This window comes from Bradyrhizobium neotropicale, assembly GCF_001641695.1.
Taxonomy (GTDB): Bacteria; Pseudomonadota; Alphaproteobacteria; order Rhizobiales; family Xanthobacteraceae; genus Bradyrhizobium; species Bradyrhizobium neotropicale.
Genome location: NZ_LSEF01000100.1, coordinates 91,825 through 110,753, shown reverse-complemented (window position 1 = coordinate 110,753; position 18,929 = coordinate 91,825). Strand labels below are relative to the sequence as shown.

The window sequence follows — 18,929 nt, the reverse complement described above, 5'->3', positions numbered from 1 at the left end:
CTCAGCAGCGCACCGTTACTGGACGATGCTTCGCATCGTCAGGGCAGCGCTGCGCTGCGTCCGGGGCGCGGGAGTGAGAATGACGATGCGATTTGCTGCGATTGCCGACGTCCTCGCCGACATCCGCGCGCACGGCATCAAGGACATCGTTGATCTCGGCGACATGCTGAGCGGCCCGCTCGACGCGCGGCGGACCATCGAGATCCTGATGAATCTCGACGCCATCCACGTGCTCGGCAATCACGACCGTTACCTCCTCGATCGGCCGCCGGAGAAGATGGGCTCCTGGGACCGTCCCGCGCATGCACAGCTCGAGTCCGGACATCTCGACTGGTTGCGCGCGCAGCCGATGACGCGGGTCCTTCACGACCAGGTCTTCCTGTGCCACGCGACGCCGGACAACGATGAGGTCTATTGGCTCGATACCGTGCATTCCGACGGCACGGTGGTCATGTCTCCGCTCGACCGCATCGAGCACATCGCGCAAGGCATCACGCAGTCTCTGATCCTCTGCGCCCACACGCATCTCGCGCGTGCCGTGCGCGTGCGCGACGGCCGGCTGATCGTCAATCCCGGCAGCGTCGGCAGTCCCGGCTATCGCGACAAGCATCCGTTTCCGCATGTCGTCGAGGCCGGCACCCCGCACGCGCGCTACGCGATCCTCGAACAGATTGACGGTGCCTGGCAGGTCACGTTCCGCCACATCGCCTACGATCACGAGGCGATGGCCGCACTCGCACGCAGCAACGGCCAGCCGGAGCTCGCGAACGCGCTGGCGACAGGCTGGATCAAATCCTGACAAACAAAACGGCCGGCATTTCGCCGGCCGTTGTCGGAAATAATCGTTTTCGCGACGCGGATCAGACCGCGGAGGTGATCCACTGCTGCAGCTTCGCCTTCGGCGCCGCACCGACCTGGCGGGAGGCCATCTCGCCGCCCTTGAAGATCATGAGGGTCGGGATCGACATCACGCCGTACTTCGATGCCGTCTTCGGGCTCTCGTCGACGTTGAGCTTGACGATCTTGACCTTGTCGCCCATCGCGCCGGCGATCTCGTCGAGCGCGGGTGCGATCATGCGGCAGGGGCCGCACCATTCGGCCCAGAAATCGACGACCACGGGGCCGTTCGCCTTGAGCACTTCGGCTTCGAAATCGGCGTCAGAAACCTTGCCAACGGCCATTGGAGTACCTCGTTCGGTTGAAAGAATCGGCGCGACTTGGAATCGCGCCCGGGATCATGTCGTCAACCTATGAACGGGTCCTTGCCGGGTCAAGGATGCTCACGCCGACATGAAGGGATGCCAGCGCCGCGTCCAGCGCGGGGGCTGAAATCTCCATATATTCAAGGGCCTCGGTCCAGAGCAGGACGGCCCGGATCGGCTTTTGGGGATAAAGGCGGGCGAGCACCGCCCGGTACAGCGCAAGCTGCCGGACATAGGCTGCGGGCGCTTCCGCCGCGCTCTTGGGGGCCACCTGGTTGGTCTTGAAATCGACGATCAGGACCTCGCTCGGCGTCACCACCAGCCGGTCGATCTGCCCGGAGACCAGCGCCGGCGGCCGGCCCGGCCGCTCCAGGCGGCCGACGATGGCTACTTCCGCCCGGCTGCCGGCGGCAAAGACCGGCGCAAAGCGCGGCGTGGCGATCAAGGCGAGCACCTTGTCGGCCAGCGCGGCGCGGTCGGCCTCGGCCCAGTCCGCGGCATTGCGCGCCATGAAGCCGAGCGCGGCCTCGCGCCGGCGCTCGGCGGCAATGTCGGGCAACGATTGCAGGAGACGGTGCACCAGCGTGCCGCGCTGCAGCGCCAGGGCGCGGGACTGGACTGATTCGCCGGTCCGCACCGTTCGGCCTTCGTCAGCGCCTTGCCCGGAGGGGCGCACTGGATCCTCGTCGATCAGCTCGCGCGGCGCGGGCGTTCGCAGCCAGGCAGGTAGCTCGACGGTCTGGTCAGCCGAGGCCGCGGGCGTCCCCAGCACCGCAACATCATCCGGCCGCGCGAATCGCGTAACCGGACCATGCGGCATCTCGACCGTCTGCTTCTCAAGGCCCGAACCCGTGAGCCCGGTGTCGATCAGGTCGTACCAACTCAGCTTGCGGACCGTCTTCATGTTGCCGGGCATGCAGCCGCCGACGATCAGCCGGTCGGCCGCGCGCGTCATGGCGACATAGAGCAGGCGGCGATACTCGTCCTCGGTCTCTTCGAGCATCGCTTTGCGCGCGTCGACGAGCGGCTTTGGATCGTCCGCCTTGCGACCAGCCCAGACCACCACCTCGCCGCCATTGCCGCGCGGCACATGGATCAGCCGCAGCCGCTGCGTGTCCGCGGGCGAGGACGTGGTATCGACCATGAAGACGACCGAGGCCTCCAGGCCCTTGGCGCCATGCACGGTCATCACCCGCACCTCGTCGCGCGAGATCTCCATGTCGCGCTTCACCTCGGTGTCGGCCGAGCGCAGCCAGGCCATGAAGCCCTGCAGCGAGGCCGGCGCCTTGCGCTCATAGTTCAGCGCGAGCTCCAGAAACTCGTCGAGCGCGTCGTTGGCTTCAAAGCCGAGCCGGCGCAGGATCCGCGCGCGTCCGCCGTCACCCCCGAGCAGCCATGCATAGAAGGCGAACGGCGTCTCGTCGCGCGCGCGCGCTTCGCAGGCTTCCAGGCGCTGCAGCGCCGCCTTGAACCTGTCATTCGTTGCCGCGTGTTCGCCGAGCGCGCGGCGCAGCGATCCCTTGCGCTCCCAGGCAAGCGTGAAGAGGTCGTCCTCGTCGAGGCCGAACAGCGGGCTTTTCAAGGCCACCGCGAGCGCGAGATCGTCCTGCGGCAGCAGCAACGCATCGGCGAGGTTGATCAAATCGATGATCGCGATGTGCTCGGTGAGTTTGAGCCGGTCGGCGCCGGCGACCGGAATGTTGGCGTGTTTCAGCGCCTGGATCACCGCGTCGAAGGCATTGCCGCGCCGGCGCACCAGGATCAGCATGTCGCCATAGCGCAGCGGCCGCCGCGCACCTTCGTGCCCCGTCAGCGTGCCGCTCTCCACCAGCCGCCTGATCTCGGCCTGGATGCGGCGGGCGAGCTTCACCTCGGGACTGGTGACGGAGACGCCGTCGAACGGCGCGCGCCAGCCCTCGATGTCCTGCCTGTCGTCGGCCTCCGCGAGGTCCCACAGCTCGATCACGCTCGGGCCGGCATCGGCGAGCGCATTGTGCAGGGGGTGGCCGATCTCGATCGCGTGGATGCTCTTGTAGATCTCCGGCTCGCGGAAGACGTGATCGACCGAGTGCAGGATCGTCGCGCCCGAGCGGAACGAATAGGTGAAAGCGACCGGATCGAACTTCAGCCCGGCGGCGGTGAACTTGCGGTGCAGCTCGCGCCGGCGCGCGTCGAATTCGTGCGGTGCGGCGCCCTGGAACGAGAAGATCGACTGCTTCTCGTCGCCGACGGCGAAGATCGTGCGATTGAGCCCCTCGCGCGCGCCTTCGCCGGCAGTGAATTCCGAGATGATGTGCGCGACGATGTCCCATTGCCGCGGGCTCGTGTCCTGGGCTTCGTCGATCAACACGTGATCGACGCCGCGGTCGAGCTTGTAGTGCACCCAGCCGGAGGTGACGCGGTTCAGCATCGCCAGCGTCTTGTCGATCAGGTCGTCGTAATCGAGCAGCCCGCGCTCTTGCTTCTCGCGGCGGTAGTTCGCGGCAGCAGCCGTCGCAATGTGCAGGAGCGCCTCGGTGCGGTCGCGCACGGTCACGGCGCGGCGCTTCTCGATCAATCCGCCCAGGCGTTGCCCCTCGGCCTCGAACAGTCGCGCGACGGACGGATTGTGGTCGGCGAATTTCTTGGTCAGCACCGCCTTGCGCGGCATTTTTTCATCGGTGAGGAAGACGCCGAGATAGGCGTCGACCTGCGCGCTGCCGGAAAACACCTTTGCCTCGCGAAGGCGGCCTGCCTGATCGTTGTCGGATTTGCTGCCGTCCTCCAGCGCAAAGGCGATGTCGTCCCAGCGCGAGCGCGGCAGGAACGGGCCGTCGAGGATCTCGTTCTCGATGTCCTCGATGCGGTCGCCGGCATCGACGCCCAACGCGGCCGCCATCTGCGCCGCCGCGGCCCCGGCGTTGCCGGCCTCGTCCGTCCAGGCCATGAAGTGATCGCGGCTGAGGCAAGCCTCGCGCACGACCTCCTTGAAGGTGACGTCGGCGGCGTTCGCCATCGCGGTCAAAAGCGCGCGGCCGGTCACAGTCTCCGGATCGCGTGCCGCCTCCAGCAGCACTTTCAGGTTGGCGCGCTCCATCATGTCGGTCTGGTCGCGCTCGTCGATGACGGCGAAGCGCGCCGGCACGTTGGCCTCGAACGGGAACTGCTGGAGCAGGCGGGTGCACAGCGCGTGGATGGTCTGCACCTTCAGCCCGCCCGGCGTTTCCAGGGCGCAGGCGAACAGCTTTCGCGCCTCGCGCCGCAGCTTCGCGTTGGGGTACGGAATGCCGGCGGCGCGGATCGCCGCATCGAGCGCGTCATCGTCCAGCGTCACCCAATGCCCGAGCGTGGTGAACACGCGCTCGGCCATGTTGGCGGCCGCGGCCTTGGTGAAGGTGATGCAGAGGATCTTTTCCGGCGGCACGCCCGACAGCAACAGGCGGATCACACGCTGCACCAGCACATGGGTCTTGCCCGAGCCGGCATTGGCCGACACGAAGGCCGAGGCAGTCGGGTCCGACGCGCGCGCCTGCGTGGCGCGCACCGCATCGGGAATGGGACGCGGGGCCTTCACCATTCTTCGATCCCCAATCCGCCGGCCGCCGACCATTCCTTGATCCGAGCGAGATCGTCATAGGCGCCGTAGCGGTTGGTCCACATCGGCAGGTTCAGCGAGGTGTAGGGCTGGTTCTCGTCCTCGAAGGCACGAATGAGCGCCTCCAGCTTGGCCCTGGCCTCCGTGGCCGCGGTGTCCGGCGGCTGCGGCGTGTCGTTTTGCTTGATCTTTAGCTCGAGGATGCGCTCCTCGCCCGGCGGATTGTTGCCGCTGAGGCGGACATAGACGAGCTGGCTCACAGACGCGCCGGCGTCGATGTCGGGGAAGCCGCCCTCGCGCAGGATTGCTGCTTCCAGCGTGAGCTGCGGCGACAGGCCCATGCGCACCTGCTTGCCGGTTGGCGGCTGGCCGGTCTTATAGTCGAGGATCGCGTAGCCGCCGCCCTGGCGCCGCTCGATGCGATCGGCGCGGGCGGACAGGCGGAAGCTGCGTTCGTTGTCGAGCGGGATCGAGATCTCGCCATGGGTCTCCGCGGTGATCGCCTCGATCGCGTCGCGGCGCGCGGTCTCCCATTCGCCGAACCAGCGCGCGATGCGCTGGAAGCGCGGCCACCACAGCGCCCGTGCCTCGGGGCGCTCCATCAGCGGCGCAAAATACTTCTCGCCGATCTCGCGCAGCACGCGCGCGGGATCGTCAGGCAGACGCGCCGCATAGGTCTCGGTGAACTCGCCCAGCGCATCATGGATCGCCGAGCCGCGGTCGGCGGCCGAGAGCGGCATGTCGACGGGATCGAGCGCGTCGAGCCGCAGAATGTGCCTGGCATAGATCGTGTAGGGATCGCGCAGCCAGTCCTCGATCGCGGTGACCGACAGTTTGAGCGGCCGCGCGGCGCGCGGCGGTCGCGGCTCGGGCTGCTTGATCGGCCTGACCGTCTCGGGCTGGTCCAGCGCGCCCGCGAACTTCACGAATTTCTCGCCGGCTTGCGTCGCGGCTTTCCAATGCGCATCGCCCGCGACCGCTTCCAGCCGGTGCAGGAAGCGCGAGGCCACCGCCGGCGCGCCGCCAGCCTTGGCGGAATGGGTGAGGATGACCTCGTCGGCGCCGAGCAGCTGCGCGAAGTCATGGGCGGAGAGGCCGATGCGCCGCTCCGGCAGATCGAGGCCGAGCTCATGCCGCATCGGCCGGCTCAGCCAGGGATCGATGCGCGGCGCCGGCGGCCAGACGCCCTCGATCAGCCCGCCGACGATGACGCGGTCGGCCTGCATCAGGCGTGATTCCAACGGGCCGTAGATCTGGAGCCGGGCGCCCGGCTTGTCCGGCCGGCGCACGGCGCGATCGCCGAACGCGGTCTGGAACACGTCCGGATAGTCCGCCAACGGCACCATCAACCCGCTGGTCGTCCCGCCGCGCAGGAGATCGTCGAAGGAAGCTGCGAGCGCGAGGCCCTCACGTTCTTCGAAGGCCAGCGGGATGCCTTGCTCATCGCGCGACAGCTCGATCAGGATCTCGCGATGCCGGTGCGCGAGCTCGGCGAAGTCGTACGGCTTCGATGACGCCAGGCTTTCGATCGGCGCCAACGCCGTTTGCAACGTGGTGATCAGCGCCTGGATGCGATCGAGATCCTCCGCCTTGAGCCGTGCGCGCGGCTCCGCGCGATGCAGCGCGGAAACTTCGTTGTGCCATAGCTTTGCAAGCTCCTGGCGAAAACGGTTGAATTCGCGCAGCAGGCCGGCCGTGCCCGCTGGCGGGCGCGTGCCGCGCAACACTGCAAGCTCGAGGCCCTCGATGGCCGCTTTCCATGCACCCGGCGCGCGGCCGAGCCGGCACAGCGGATGCTTCAGCAGCGCCAGCAGCGTCGGCGGCTCCAATCCTTTTGTCGCCGCCTCGGCAGAGAGGCGCGCAAAGATGCCGGCGGGGGTTTCCATCAGCACGTCGCCGCCGGAATCATCGAAGGCGAGGTCCCATCGCGTGAGCGCGGCCATCACCCGCCGCGCCAGTGCGCGGTCCGGAGTCACCAGCGCCGCCGACTTGTCGAGATGCCGCGCCTCGCGCATCGCGATCGCGATCGCGAGCGCTTCCATTTCGGGATTGGGCGCTTCGACGACCGCGAGGTTCGTCATACCGCCGGCAATTTTGGCGGCGACATCGGGCTGCTTCAGCCGGTCGTGCCAGATCTCCGTCTTCGCGGACGGCCGCATCGATTCGGATGCGAGGAGATCGCGGCCGCCTTCCGCCGGCGGCTGGAGGATATCGACATCGCTGCGCTTGATGCCAAAACGCTGCAGCAGCGCGTGCATGGCGTATTGCGGATGGTTCGAGGCCGGATGCTCCGCGAACTTGCCCAGCGCATCGCGCACGCCGCCGATGATCCGCCAGGCGTCCTCGTCGAGATCGGTGTCGAGCCCCGGCAGCACCACGGCGCCATGCGGCAGCGAAGCCACCGCATGCAGGAATTTTGCGGTGGCCGGCATCGAGCCGGTTGAGCCGGCCGCGATCACGGGTCCGCTCGGATGCGCGGTCAGCCGTTTCGCTTCCGCCGCGATCAGAAGATCGCGCCGCGCCGCGGGCTCGATCCTGTTGATCTCGGCGAGATGGCCGGGCCATGCGATGCGCGCGATGCGCAGGAACTCGAGCGAGTGCTGCCAGTATTGATCGAGCTGGTCCGGCACCAGGCCATCGAGCGCGCTCCAGTCGACGCCGCGCGTCACCATGTCGTCGATCAGGCGTGCCAGATCGCCCGCAAGCGCAAGCGTCGAGGCGGGACCACCGACCACCAGCGGCGCCAGCACCGGGCCCTTGGCCCAGGCCGCGACGAGGCGCGCCAGCGTCAGCCGTCGTTCGAGCTCGCCGAGCCGTGGCGAAATGTCGAGCGGTGCGGCGGCCGAAAACTGCTCGGCCTCGTCGGCGAAGGCGAGCTCGTCCTCGTCGATGTCGCCGAGCGCGACGATGCGCGGCAGCACCGCCGCATCCGCCGTCATCTCGTCGAGGAAGATCTCGCGGACGACGCGCATGGCGCGCCGGGTCGGCAGGTACAGCGTCGCGTCGGCAAGCCGCGCCGGCTCCTTGCGCGCCTCGAATCCCTCGACCAGCCGGCCGTCGAGCAGGGCCGCGACGACCGTGCGCAGAAAGGGAACTGAGATGGGAACGCTGAATACGCGCATGGGCCGCCTGATTCGGAATCAGGCGCCAATATAGGGAGGCAGACTCAAATGGTCATGCGCGAGGGCGAGGTGTTCCCCGCTGTTCGCGGCGTGGTGGCTCTCGTGCCCCGGGGACATCGTAGGGTAGGCAAAGGCGCGCTCGCGCCGTGCCCACCATATCCTTCATCCGAACATCAGCCTGAAGGATGGGCACGCTTCGCTTTGCCCACCCTACGGCGCCTGAGAGCGGGCCTACGCCACGCTCTCCAGAAACGCCTCTTCCGCGGCATGCACCGCGTCGGGCGTGCCGACATGCATCCAGACGCCGTCGAGCCGCAGGCCGAACAGGCGTTCCTGCTCGTTGGCGCGGTCGAACATCCTGGTCAGCGAGAACTCGCCTTTCGGGGCGTCAGCGAAGATCGACGGCGACATGATCGCCGCGCCCGCATAGACGAACGGAACGACCTCTTTTTCCTTGCGCTTGCGCAGTGCGCCGTCCGGCAGCATCCCGTAGTCGCCGCGGCCGCTGTAGCCAATGCTGGTCGCGGTCGGCGCCATCAGGAGGAGGATGTCCATCCGCGCGGGGTCGAAGTTCTCCGCAAGGCGCGCCAGGTTCGAGCGCACGCCGTCGATCCACAGCGTGTCGGAATTGACGTGGAAGAACGGTGCATCGCCGAGCAGAGGCAGCGCCTTGACGACGCCGCCGCCGGTGCCGAGCACCTGGTCGCGCTCATCGGAAATGGTCACGCGCGGATGCTGGCGGTGCGCGACGTGGTTGATGATCTGGTCCGGCAGATAGTGCACGTTGACCACCGCCTCGGTCACGCCGGCCTGGCCGAGCTTGTCGAGCACGTGATCGAGCAGCGGTTGTCCGGCCACCGACACCAGGGGCTTCGGCATCTTGTCCGTCAAGGGGCGCATGCGCAGGCCGAACCCCGCGGCAAGCACCATGGCTTTGGTCGGTTTGACGGACATCCTGGCTTCTCAGACCTCCAGATTTCGCGTTCGCAGCAATCCTAGCACGGGCCTTGGCCAGCCGCACCGCATCTCAACCGCCTTAATCGCCCGCCGTGACGGTTGTACGACGGGTGTTGCCATCACGCCCCGACAGATGTGGAACGCGCCTTTTTCTTCCCTTGGCCCAGCTTGAGGAAATTGACGCCGATCTGATCGCCATTGACCCAGGCGAGTTCGCAGCGCCGGTAGGCCAGTCCGGTGGACGACAGCAGCAGGAAGAATTCCTTGAGATGCAGGCCTTCGACGGAGCCGTCGATGGTCAGCTTGGCGCCAGCCTCGGAGACGTCCTCCATGGTGCAGTCGCGCCGCCAGGTGCCGTCGATCCCCATCATGTGGGCCGGGATCCCGCGTTCGAAAACAACCCGGCTGTTCCCGCGCTGATCCGTCTTCGTCGCCATCTGCCCTTGCTCCAGCCCCGTAGTTATCCGGCTGCCTTGCTGCCAGACTACCGGCGTCTTGGCTAACACCCGGTAAATCGGGCTTCTGGTCAGGATTGCGGCGGCGGGACGTTGGCGAGATACCATTCGCGCAAATGAGCCAGCGCGGGATGCGCCAGCGAGCGCTGGAGGTAGGTCCAGATCCGCGGCTGGTGGCGCAGATAATGCGGCTTGCCGTCGCGGCGGTTAAGCCGGGCAAAGGTGCCGAGCAGCCGCGTGTTCCGCTGCGCCGACATGATGGCGTAGAGCTCGGCGAAGCCGGCCGGATCGAACTCCGCGTCCTGTGCGCGACGCTCCTTGATGTAGCGCGACAGCAGCGTCAGCTCGAGGCTCTCGGGCACGTCGATCCGGGCGTCCTGAAGCAGCGACACCACGTCGTAGGACTGCGGTCCAAGCACGGTGTCCTGGAAATCGATCACGCCGACGCGCTCGATGCCGGCGCGGTCGGCAAGCCAGATCATGTTGGGCGAATGGAAGTCGCGCAGCACCCAGGTCTTCGGCGCGGCCATTGGCTTTCGCAACAGCTCGCGCCACATCGCGACAAATTCGGCGTGCGCCTCCTCACTCAGCGGAGCGTTGCGGTCGGGCAGATACCATTCCGGCATCAGTCCGATTTCGATCAGCAATGCGTCGGTATCGAAGACCGGAATGGCGTAGGTCGTATCTGCCGCCAGCGGCAGTGTCTCCGGCAGCACCTTCGCGTGCAGCGCGGCCAGCATGTCGATCCCGGCCTCATAGCGCTCGGGAAGCGGCCGCGGCGGATCGCCTTCGATCACACCTTCGCTGCCAAAATCCTCGGTGATCAGGAATCCGTGGTCGAGATCGCTGTGATGGATCACGGGCGCGGAGATGCCTTCCGCGCGCAGGCCCTCGTCGATGGCGACGAAGGGTTTGACGTTCTCGGCAAGATGCACCGCGGCGCTGTAGGACTTTCCGTTGTAGATCGCGGCCCCATCGGGGCGCTGCGGAAAGTTCATGAGGATGACGACGCCGTCATCACGCATCAGTCGTGCGTACGAGCGGGTCGACGCGTCGCCGTTCATGCGCCGTCGCGTCGCCTCGATATAGCCGGACGCATCGAGGAATTCGCGCAGCGCCTTCAGTCGCGCGACTTGCGCAGCGCCCTTGCCGTAACCGGTGATGTCGGCGGCGCGCGCGGTCGAGTCCAGCGCCGGCCGGTGCGTCAGTGCGATCTCGATGCGGTCCGCAGGCATCGCCGATGGGGCGCGCTCCGGCCATTCGATCAGCACGAGCGTGCCCTCCGGCAGTGGCGACAGCCCGATCTCCTCGAGCTCGTTCTCGTCCTCCACGCGGTAGAGATCGGCATGCAGCACCGGGAACGGCGGCAGCTCGTAGCCCTGCACCAGCGTGAAGGTCGGGCTCGGCACTTCCAGCGCCTCGTCGTCGGCGAGATAGCGGATCATGGCGCGTGCGGCCGCCGTCTTGCCGGCGCCGAGATCGCCGGAGAGCGCGATGACGTCACCCGGGCCGACCAGCAGTGCGAGATCGGCCATCAACTGTGCGGTGGCCGTCTCGTTGACGAGCGTGACGGAGAATGTGGTCGGTGCAGTCATTCGGCGGCGTCGCGATGCGCCGCCTGGTCGGTCGGGAAGTCGCAGATCACGACCGTGCCTCTGCCGACGATCGAATCCACCCGCACCTTGCCGCCATGCAGCTCGACGAAGGAGCGCACCAGCGAAAGCCCGAGTCCGGCCCCGCGGTGACGCGAGCCCTGCGAGCGGCTTTCGAACCAGTTGAACACCTTGTCCTTCATGTCGGCGGGTATTCCAGGCCCGGAATCTGTCACAGTGAAGACCACACTGCGGTCGGTGCGGCGCGCGCTGATGCCGACGGTGGAATCCTGTGGAGAAAACCCGACCGCGTTGGCGAGGAGGTTATAGAGCACCTGCACCACGCGCTTCTCGTCGCCGACGAAGCTGCCGACATCGGGCGCGATCTCGACCTTGAGGCGGATGCGGTCGGTGGCGAGCCGGTCCTGGATGCCCTCGGCGGCAAGCTCGATGGTCTTGCTGACGTCGACCGGGCCGAGCTCCAGCTTCATGGCGCCGGCGTCGATGGTGGCGAGATCGAGGATGTTGTTGGTCAGCGCCAGCAGCGCATTGGTCGATTTGGTGACGTAGTCGAGATATTCGGCCTGTTTCGGCGTCAGCGGTCCGGTCGAGGGATCGCTGAGGAAATGCGCGAAGCCGATGATGGTGGTGAGCGGCGAGCGCAGCTCGTAGGAGACGTGGTGGACGAAATCCACCTTCATCTGGTCGGCCGCCTCCAGCGCTTCGTTGCGCTCGCGCAGGGCACGCTCGACGTTTTCGGTGTCGGTGATGTCCTGGAACGTCAGCATGGTGGCGCCGTCGGGCAGCGGCCGGATCATGCCGTCGAGGACACTGCCGTCCTTGCGTTCCAGCTTCAGCGGCACGTCGCCGCGGCTCTCGATCGAGGTGATGGCCTCGCGGATCTGCCGCCAGACCATGGGATCGTCGAACAGCTGATGGCACCAGCCTTCCACGGTCTGGATGTGCGGCTCCTCGCGCAGCGCGTCGCTCGACAGCTTCCACATCCGGGCGAAGGCCGGGTTGAACAGCTGTGCCTTGCCGTTGCTGCCGAACACCGCAACGCCCTCAGCCAGGCTGTCCAGCGTCTCGCGCTGGACGCGGATCAGGCCGTCGAAGCGGCGGGCGAGATCGAGGCTCTCGGTGACGTCGTCGAACAGATAGGTGACGCCACCTTCCGGGTTCGGCGTGGTGACGACCGAGAGCGCGCGCCCGTCGGGCAGGAACCAGGTGTCCTTGGCGGTCTCGACCGCGCGATAGGCCTCGTGCAACTTGGCCTTCCAGGCGCGGAAGTCCGGTTGCTCCTGCAGCTTGCGTGTGGCGCGGAGCTGGTCGAGCACGCTGGAATCGTCGGGATTGGAATCGAGGAACGTGCGGTCGAGGTCCCACAGCCGCCGATAGGAATCGTTGTAGAAGGCGAGCCGCCGCTGGCCATCGAACACCGCAACCCCTGAGGAGAGCTGATCGAGCGTGCGGCGATGCGCTTCCGCCATCCGGACCAGCGCCGAGCTCAGCGCATCCGCTTCGCTGGCATCGATCGCCACGCCGACACTGCCGCCGCCGACCTTGACGGCGCGCACGTCATAGATGCGGCGCTCGCCGCCGATCACGATCGGCAGCCGCGAGGTGAAGTTGGCGGCGTCCTTCAGGCCGCGCTCCATCGCGGTGCGGTCGGCGCTGTCGAGCAGTTCGAGCTTGCGCTGCTGGGCGTCGGTGATGCCTGTCGCCTCGGTCGCGCGCACATAGGCCGGATTGGCATAGGCCAGCGCGCCGTTCTCGGCCTTGGCCCAGATCGGCCACGGGGCTGCGGCGGCAAAGCCGCGCAGCATCTCGGTCTCGTCGAGCAGCGCCTTGTGGCGCAGGCTGGTCTCGGCCAGTTCGCGACGCAGGCCCGAGAGTTCGCGAATCCTGACAATGGCCTGGCCGCCGATGGCGCGGCCGATGGCCTCCAGCGTGTGGCCGGTGGCGGTGGTCAGCGTGAGCTGGAACCCGTCGCCATGGTCGCGCAGTGCGTCGACCGCATGGTCCATCCTCAGCGCCGGTTCCGGCGGAAGCCATGTTCCGAAAGCGAGCACGCGCTGTGGTGAGGAGTCGCGCGGCAGCACCATGGAGATGTCGCCGGAGATCTGCGCGCGGTTGTCGCCGGCCGGCCAGGAGATCAGGATCTGCGGTTCGGCGAACAGCAACGCACCGAAGCGGTCGGCCTGGAGCTGCAGTTCCCCGATCCGCGCGCGCAGCCGCGCCTCGCTCTTCGCCGTGCGCACGCGCGTGCGCATCAAGAGGATCGCCGCCATGACCGAGAAGCCGAGCAGCGCCAGCGCGGTGGTCAGCACCGCGATTTCCTGCCGGTTGAAGTCCAGCAATGTGGAGAGGGTGTCGACGAGGTCGGCGGCCTGAGCCGGCGCAGCCGGCAGCAACGCCGCCAGCGCACTTCCCATCAGGCCGTTGCGCGCCAGCGATGTGCACGACAGCAGCGTCCGACGCATCGACACGATCACGCCTGACATAATTGCCCCAAGACCGCACGAATTTACGCGCGACGACTTTCCCCCGCCGCACGCGAATCAAACGACAATATCCCCATCGTGACTCGACCGGTAAGAGTCCAGATCGTGAACGTAAAGGCGGCCCCACAAAAATGCCGGCCGGCTTGTTCCAGCCCAGGTAAGTCTGGGGCGTTAGCTTGTTGTGCGGATTGCTTGCCACGATGAAGGCGCTCTCCCTCTCCCGCAAGCGGGAGAGGTAAGGGAACTAGCGGCCGGTCGAGCCGAAGCCGCCGGCGCCGCGATCCGTGGACGACAGCGTGGCCACGGGAACCAGCGCGGCCTGCACCACGGGCGCGATCACCATCTGCGCGATACGCTCGCCGCGCTTGATCACGAAGGGCGCTTCGCCATGGTTGATCAGGATCACCTTGATCTCGCCGCGATAGTCCGCGTCGATGGTTCCCGGCGAGTTCAGCACGGTGACGCCATGCTTGGCGGCGAGTCCGGAGCGCGGCCGTACCTGGGCCTCGTATCCTGCGGGCAGTGCAATCGCGAGACCCGTCGGCACCAGCGTATGCTTGCCGGGCGCGAGCGTCAGAGGCTGAGCTTCCGGAACCGCGGCCATCAGATCGAGGCCGGCGGCTTCAGTGGTCTGATAGGCGGGCAGCGGCAGGCCGTCGGCATGGCCCAAGTGTTGGAGTTCGACGGTGACCTTCGTGCTCAAGATGCTGGCTCCAGGGATTTGTCGGCCACGCTTTTTACGACATGCGCGATCAGTTCGGTGGCGACCTGTTCCTTGGTCATCACTGGCCAGGAATCAACTGCGATCTCGCCGTCGTTCTCTCCGTTCTTGCGGCTGATGAGATGGACGGTGTTGCGATCGCCGCCCATCACGCCGGTTGCCGGCGAGACGTCGTTGGCGACGATCCAGTCGCAGCCCTTGCGGGCAAGCTTGGACTTGGCGTTGTCGATGAGATGCTCGGTCTCGGCGGCGAAGCCGATCACCAGCGGCGGGCGCTTGTCCGTCAGCTTCGAGATCGTGGCGAGGATGTCGGGATTCTCGACGAGCTGCAGCGGCGGCATGCCGGCGGACGTCTTCTTCAGCTTCTGCTCGCCTTCGTTTGCGACGCGCCAGTCGGCGACCGCGGCGGCGAAGATCGCGATGTCGACGGGAAGCGAGGACTGGACGTGCTCCAGCATCTGCCGCGCTGATTCGACATGCTTGACGGTGACGCCGTCGGGATCGTCGAGATCGACCGGGCCGCTCACGAGGATCACTTCGGCGCCGGCGGCCTGCGCTGCCACGGCAATGGCAAAGCCCTGCTTGCCGGAGGAGCGGTTGGCAATGTAGCGGACCGGATCGATCGGCTCGTGCGTCGGGCCTGCGGTGATCAGCACGCGCTTGCCGGCAAGCGGGCGCGGCACCGGGGGGCGCAGCAGGCGCTCGGCGGCCGCCGCGATCTCGACCGCCTCCGACATCCGGCCGACGCCGGCTTCGCCGGCTTCCGCCATCTCGCCGGCATTGGGGCCGATCAGCGCCACGCCGTCGCGCTGGAGCTGCGCGACGTTGCGCCGCGTCGAGGCGTTGTTCCACATCAGCGGATTCATCGCCGGCGCGAGCAGGATCTTGCGGTTGGTGGCGAGCAGGATGGCGCTGGCAAGATCGTCGGCATGGCCGTGAGCCATCTTGGCCATCAGGTCGGCGGTTGCCGGCGCCACCACGATCAGATCGCAGTCGCGCGCCAGGCGGATATGGCCGGCATCGAATTCGCTCTGGGGGTCGAACAGGTCGGTGTAGACGCGCTCATGCGAGAGCGCGCTCACCGCCAGTGGCGTGACGAATTGCTGCGCCGCCTTGGTCAGCACGCAGCGGACCTCGATGCGGCGCTCCTTGAGCCGGCGGATCAGGTCGAGGGATTTGTAGGCCGCGATCCCGCCGCCGATGATCAGGGTAACGCTGGCCTCGGGGAGGGCGCCGGTGCGTTGGGATGCGGAGGCGGGAGCGACATCGGGCGGTGCCGCCAACGGCGTCAGTGGCTCCTCGCGGCCCTCGATCAGCTCGCGCAGGATGACCCGGACCTCTTCCTCGACCGATCGGCGGTTCTTGGCCGAGCGCAGGCGCAGATAGGTTTTGACGTTCTCGTCGAGCTTGCGGATGGTCAGGCTTGCCATGACGCCCTCCAGCACCGGAATGATAGCGATGCTATCATCCGCGTGATTGCAGTGCAATCACAGATTCCGGACGGCGATCAGGATGCCGATGAAGGTCGCGGCGATGATCCAGAGCGCCACGGTGCGCCAGCGGTTCTTGCGGCCCTCGCTGCGGCCCATTGCCGCGATGCTCTCCGGCGACAGCCGAAGGCCCTCCCGCGTCATGGTCTCGAGCTGCTCCAGCACCTTGACCGAGCGTGCCGCGATGTCGGGCAGGTTCATCAGCACGCGGGCGATGTCGCCGGTCCCCGCCAGCGCGCCCTGCACCCGGCCGAGCGGGCCGAGATTGCGCTCGATCCATTCGCGCACCACGGGGTCGGCGATCTTCCAGATGTCGAGCTTGGGATCGAAGTTACGCGCCACGCCCTCGACCACGACCATGGTCTTCTGCAGCAGGATCAGCTCGGGGCGCGTCGTCATGTCGAACAGGCCGGTGACCTCGAGCAGCAGCGTGAGCAGCCGCGCCATCGAGATTTCCTCGGCCGTGCGGTTGTGGATCGGCTCGCCGATGGCGCGGATCGCCTGCGCGAAATTCTCCACCGAGTGATGCGCGGGCACATAGCCCGCCTCGAAATGCACCTCCGCCACGCGGCGATAGTCGCGGGTGATGAAACCGAGCAGGATCTCGGCGAGGAAACGCCGCTCCTTCATCCCCAACCGGCCCATGATGCCGAAATCGACCGCGACGAGGCGTCCCGTATCGTCCAGGAACAAATTGCCCGGATGCATGTCGGCATGGAAGAAGCCGTCGCGCAGCGCGTGCCGCAAGAAGCTCTGGATGACCTTGCGGCCAAGATCGGGCAGGTCGACCTGCGCCTCCCGCAAGCGGACGTGATCGTTCAGCGCGATGCCGTCGATCCACTCCATTGTCAGTACGTTGTGCGTGGTGCGGTCCCAATCGACGGTCGGTACGCGGAAGTCGGGATCGTCCTGTGTGTTCTCCGCCATCTCGGACAGCGCGGCCGCTTCCAGCCGCAGATCCATCTCCATCGCGACCGAGCGCGACATGGTATTGATGACCTCGACGAGGCGCAGGCGCCGCGCCTCGGCCGAGTAGGTCTCGGCCTTGTGCGCGACGAAGAAGAAATCGGAGAGGTCGCGGCGGAAGCGCGAGGCCACGTTCGGCCGCAGCACCTTGATTGCGACCGGCTTGCGGATGCCGTCGCGCAGCACCTCACCGCGGTGCACCTGCGCGATCGAGGCGGCCGCGACCGGGGGGCCGAAGCTCACGAACACGTCCTTGAGCGGACGCTCCAGCGACGTTGAGATCGCGGTTTCAGCTTCTTCCTGCGGAAACGGCGGCAGGCGGTCCTGCAGGCTTTCGAGGTCGCGCGCCATGATGACGCCGACGACATCGGGGCGCGTTGCCAGGAATTGCCCGAGCTTGAGATAGGCCGGGCCCATCCGGGTCAGCGCGCGCGACAGTCGCGGTCCGTGCTTGGGGCCACGGCGCTCGACGATCCGCGCAAGCTTCAGCGCAAGCTGGCCGGGCGGCGGCACCAGGCTGGGGTCGACGGAGCCGAACACGCCCTCGCGCGCGAACACGAATGCAGCGCGCATCAGGCGCGCAATGTGGGGAATCGCAGAGATCACAAACGCCAGCCCGAATGCAGTGCGACGATGCCGCCGGACAGCGTCTGCCAGCTGACGCGGGCGAAGCCGGCATCGCGGATCATGTCGGCGAAGACGTTGGGCTTCGGAAACTTGCGGATCGATTCGACGAGATATTGATAGGACTCGGCGTCGCCCGTCACCATCCGTCCGAGCGGCGGAATGACCTTGAACGAGAACAGGTCATAGATGCGGTCGAGCCCGGGCATCTCGACGGTCGAGAATTCCAGGCACAGGAAGCGGCTGCCGGGCCTCAGCACGCGATAGGCCTCGCGCAGCGCGAGATCGATCCGCGGCACGTTGCGAATGCCGAACGCGATCGTATATGCATCAAAACTGCGATCGCCAAAGGCCAGCGCTTCGGCATTGCCTTCGACGAAGTCGACCTGGGTCTCCAGGTGCCGCTTGGCGGCGCGCTCACGCCCTACTGCCAGCATGTCAGCGTTGATGTCACACACGGTGGCGTGGAAGCCGGGCCCGGCCGCCTTGGCGGCGCGGAAGGAAATGTCGCCGGTGCCGCCGGCGACGTCGAGCAGCGCGAACGGCCGGTCGCTCCTGGGCGGATCGAGCGTGTTGATCATGATGTCTTTCCAGACCCGGTGCAGGCCGCCCGACATCAGGTCGTTCATCAGGTCGTAACGCGAGGCGACGCTGTGAAACACATCGTTCACCAGCGTCTGCTTGTCCCCCAAGGGGACGTCCCTGAAGCCAAAATGCGTGGTATCGCCCGGCCGATCCATTACTCTACTCCGCGAGGCGGACCATAGCGCGGCCGCCGCAATGGCGCTATCACACTGCCCTCATAAGGTGAATGCCTGACCATGCCTGAATTGCCCGAAGTCGAGACCGTCCGCCGCGGCCTCCAGCCCGTCATGGAGGGCGCCAAAATCATCAAGGCCGAGGCCCGCCGGGCCGACTTGCGTTTCCCCTTTCAGCCGGACTTCGTGGCTCGGCTCCGGGGCCAGGTCGTCACGGGGCTCGGCCGCCGCGCAAAATATCTCATGGCCGATCTCGCCTCCGGCGACGTGCTCTTGATGCATCTGGGCATGTCGGGCTCATTTCGTGTCATCAAGCCGGACAACGACGTGCAGCCTGGCGAGTTTCACTATCCACGCGGCAAGGACTCGACGCACGACCACGTGCTGTTTCGGATGTCCTCGGGCGCCGACATCGTGTTCAACGATCCGCGCCGCTTCGGTTACATGAAAGTGATTGCGCGCAACGCGCTCGACGAGGAGCCGCTGCTGCGCGGACTCGGCCCCGAGCCGCTCGGCAATGAATTCGACGCGGCGATGCTGGCAAGGTCCTGCGCCGGCAAGACCACCAGCCTGAAGGCCGCGCTGCTCGACCAGCGTGTGGTGGCGGGGCTTGGCAACATCTATGTGTGCGAGGCGCTGCATCGCTCGCATCTGTCGCCGCGGCGGATCGCGGCCACGCTCGCGACCAAGAGGGGCGAGCCGACCGATCACGCCAAGCGGCTGGTGGGTGCGATCCACACCGTGCTGAATGACGCGATCAAGGCCGGCGGCTCGTCGCTGCGCGACCATCGCCAGACCTCGGGCGAGCTCGGCTATTTCCAGCACTCGTTCAAGGTCTACGACCGCGAAGGCGAGACCTGCAAGACGCCGGGCTGCGGCGGCACCGTGAAACGCTTCACCCAGAACGGCCGGTCGACCTTCTGGTGCCCGAAATGTCAGAAATGAGGATCAAGCTCTCGGCCGA

The 18,929-nt window shown here is 66.9% G+C and carries 13 protein-coding genes; 2 read left to right on the top strand and 11 right to left on the bottom strand.

Annotated elements, in window-relative coordinates; translation table 11 throughout:
- Positions 1 to 85: 85 nt before the first annotated feature.
- A complete protein-coding gene (locus AXW67_RS33950; protein ID WP_063681561.1) occupies positions 86 to 799 on the top strand; it encodes a metallophosphoesterase family protein in 714 nt (237 codons plus the stop codon).
- A gap of 61 nt (positions 800 to 860) precedes the next feature.
- Here the strand turns inward: AXW67_RS33950 and trxA are convergent, their stop codons facing one another.
- The 11 genes from trxA to ubiE form a co-directional block, all read right to left on the bottom strand.
- On the bottom strand, positions 861 to 1,181 hold the full coding sequence (trxA, locus tag AXW67_RS33945) for a thioredoxin (protein ID WP_027550064.1): 321 nt from the start codon (positions 1,179 to 1,181) through the stop codon (positions 861 to 863).
- Between the two features lie 67 nt (positions 1,182 to 1,248).
- The gene (gene addA / locus AXW67_RS33940; protein ID WP_063681432.1) at positions 1,249 to 4,758 is read right to left on the bottom strand and encodes a double-strand break repair helicase AddA; all 3,510 of its coding nucleotides are present in this window, start codon (positions 4,756 to 4,758) and stop codon (positions 1,249 to 1,251) included.
- Positions 4,752 to 7,898, bottom strand: coding sequence for a double-strand break repair protein AddB (addB, locus tag AXW67_RS33935; protein ID WP_063681431.1), 3,147 nt, complete (start codon positions 7,896 to 7,898; stop codon positions 4,752 to 4,754). The genes addA and addB overlap by 7 nt, the downstream gene beginning before the upstream one ends.
- A 231-nt stretch (positions 7,899 to 8,129) precedes the next feature.
- Positions 8,130 to 8,852, bottom strand: coding sequence for a nucleotidyltransferase family protein (locus AXW67_RS33930; protein ID WP_063681430.1), 723 nt, complete (start codon positions 8,850 to 8,852; stop codon positions 8,130 to 8,132).
- A gap of 122 nt (positions 8,853 to 8,974) precedes the next feature.
- Entirely contained in the window at positions 8,975 to 9,292 is a 318-nt protein-coding gene (locus AXW67_RS33925; RefSeq protein ID WP_063681429.1) for a PilZ domain-containing protein, read from the bottom strand.
- 89 nt (positions 9,293 to 9,381) lie between these two features.
- Entirely contained in the window at positions 9,382 to 10,905 is a 1,524-nt protein-coding gene (gene tsaE, locus AXW67_RS33920; protein ID WP_063681428.1) for a tRNA (adenosine(37)-N6)-threonylcarbamoyltransferase complex ATPase subunit type 1 TsaE, read from the bottom strand.
- Positions 10,902 to 13,406: a sensor histidine kinase gene (locus AXW67_RS33915; RefSeq protein WP_063681427.1), complete on the bottom strand. Its 2,505-nt coding sequence runs from the start codon at positions 13,404 to 13,406 to the stop codon at positions 10,902 to 10,904. The genes tsaE and AXW67_RS33915 overlap by 4 nt, the downstream gene beginning before the upstream one ends.
- A 244-nt stretch (positions 13,407 to 13,650) precedes the next feature.
- On the bottom strand, positions 13,651 to 14,109 hold the full coding sequence (gene dut, locus AXW67_RS33910) for a dUTP diphosphatase (RefSeq protein ID WP_063681426.1): 459 nt from the start codon (positions 14,107 to 14,109) through the stop codon (positions 13,651 to 13,653).
- Positions 14,106 to 15,557 carry a bifunctional phosphopantothenoylcysteine decarboxylase/phosphopantothenate--cysteine ligase CoaBC gene (coaBC, locus tag AXW67_RS33905; protein ID WP_063681560.1) on the bottom strand — a complete coding sequence of 484 codons (1,452 nt, stop codon included), beginning with the start codon at positions 15,555 to 15,557 and terminating at the stop codon, positions 14,106 to 14,108. The genes dut and coaBC overlap by 4 nt, the downstream gene beginning before the upstream one ends.
- Positions 15,558 to 15,614: 57 nt before the next feature.
- Positions 15,615 to 17,189, bottom strand: coding sequence for a 2-polyprenylphenol 6-hydroxylase (gene ubiB / locus AXW67_RS33900; protein WP_063681425.1), 1,575 nt, complete (start codon positions 17,187 to 17,189; stop codon positions 15,615 to 15,617).
- Positions 17,186 to 17,947, bottom strand: coding sequence for a bifunctional demethylmenaquinone methyltransferase/2-methoxy-6-polyprenyl-1,4-benzoquinol methylase UbiE (gene ubiE / locus AXW67_RS33895; protein WP_027550054.1), 762 nt, complete (start codon positions 17,945 to 17,947; stop codon positions 17,186 to 17,188). Before ubiE ends, ubiB begins: the two co-directional genes overlap by 4 nt.
- Positions 17,948 to 18,028: 81 nt before the next feature.
- Between ubiE and mutM the strand changes: the two genes are divergently transcribed.
- Entirely contained in the window at positions 18,029 to 18,910 is an 882-nt protein-coding gene (gene mutM / locus AXW67_RS33890; RefSeq protein WP_027550053.1) for a bifunctional DNA-formamidopyrimidine glycosylase/DNA-(apurinic or apyrimidinic site) lyase, read from the top strand.
- Positions 18,911 to 18,929 lie beyond the last annotated feature (19 nt).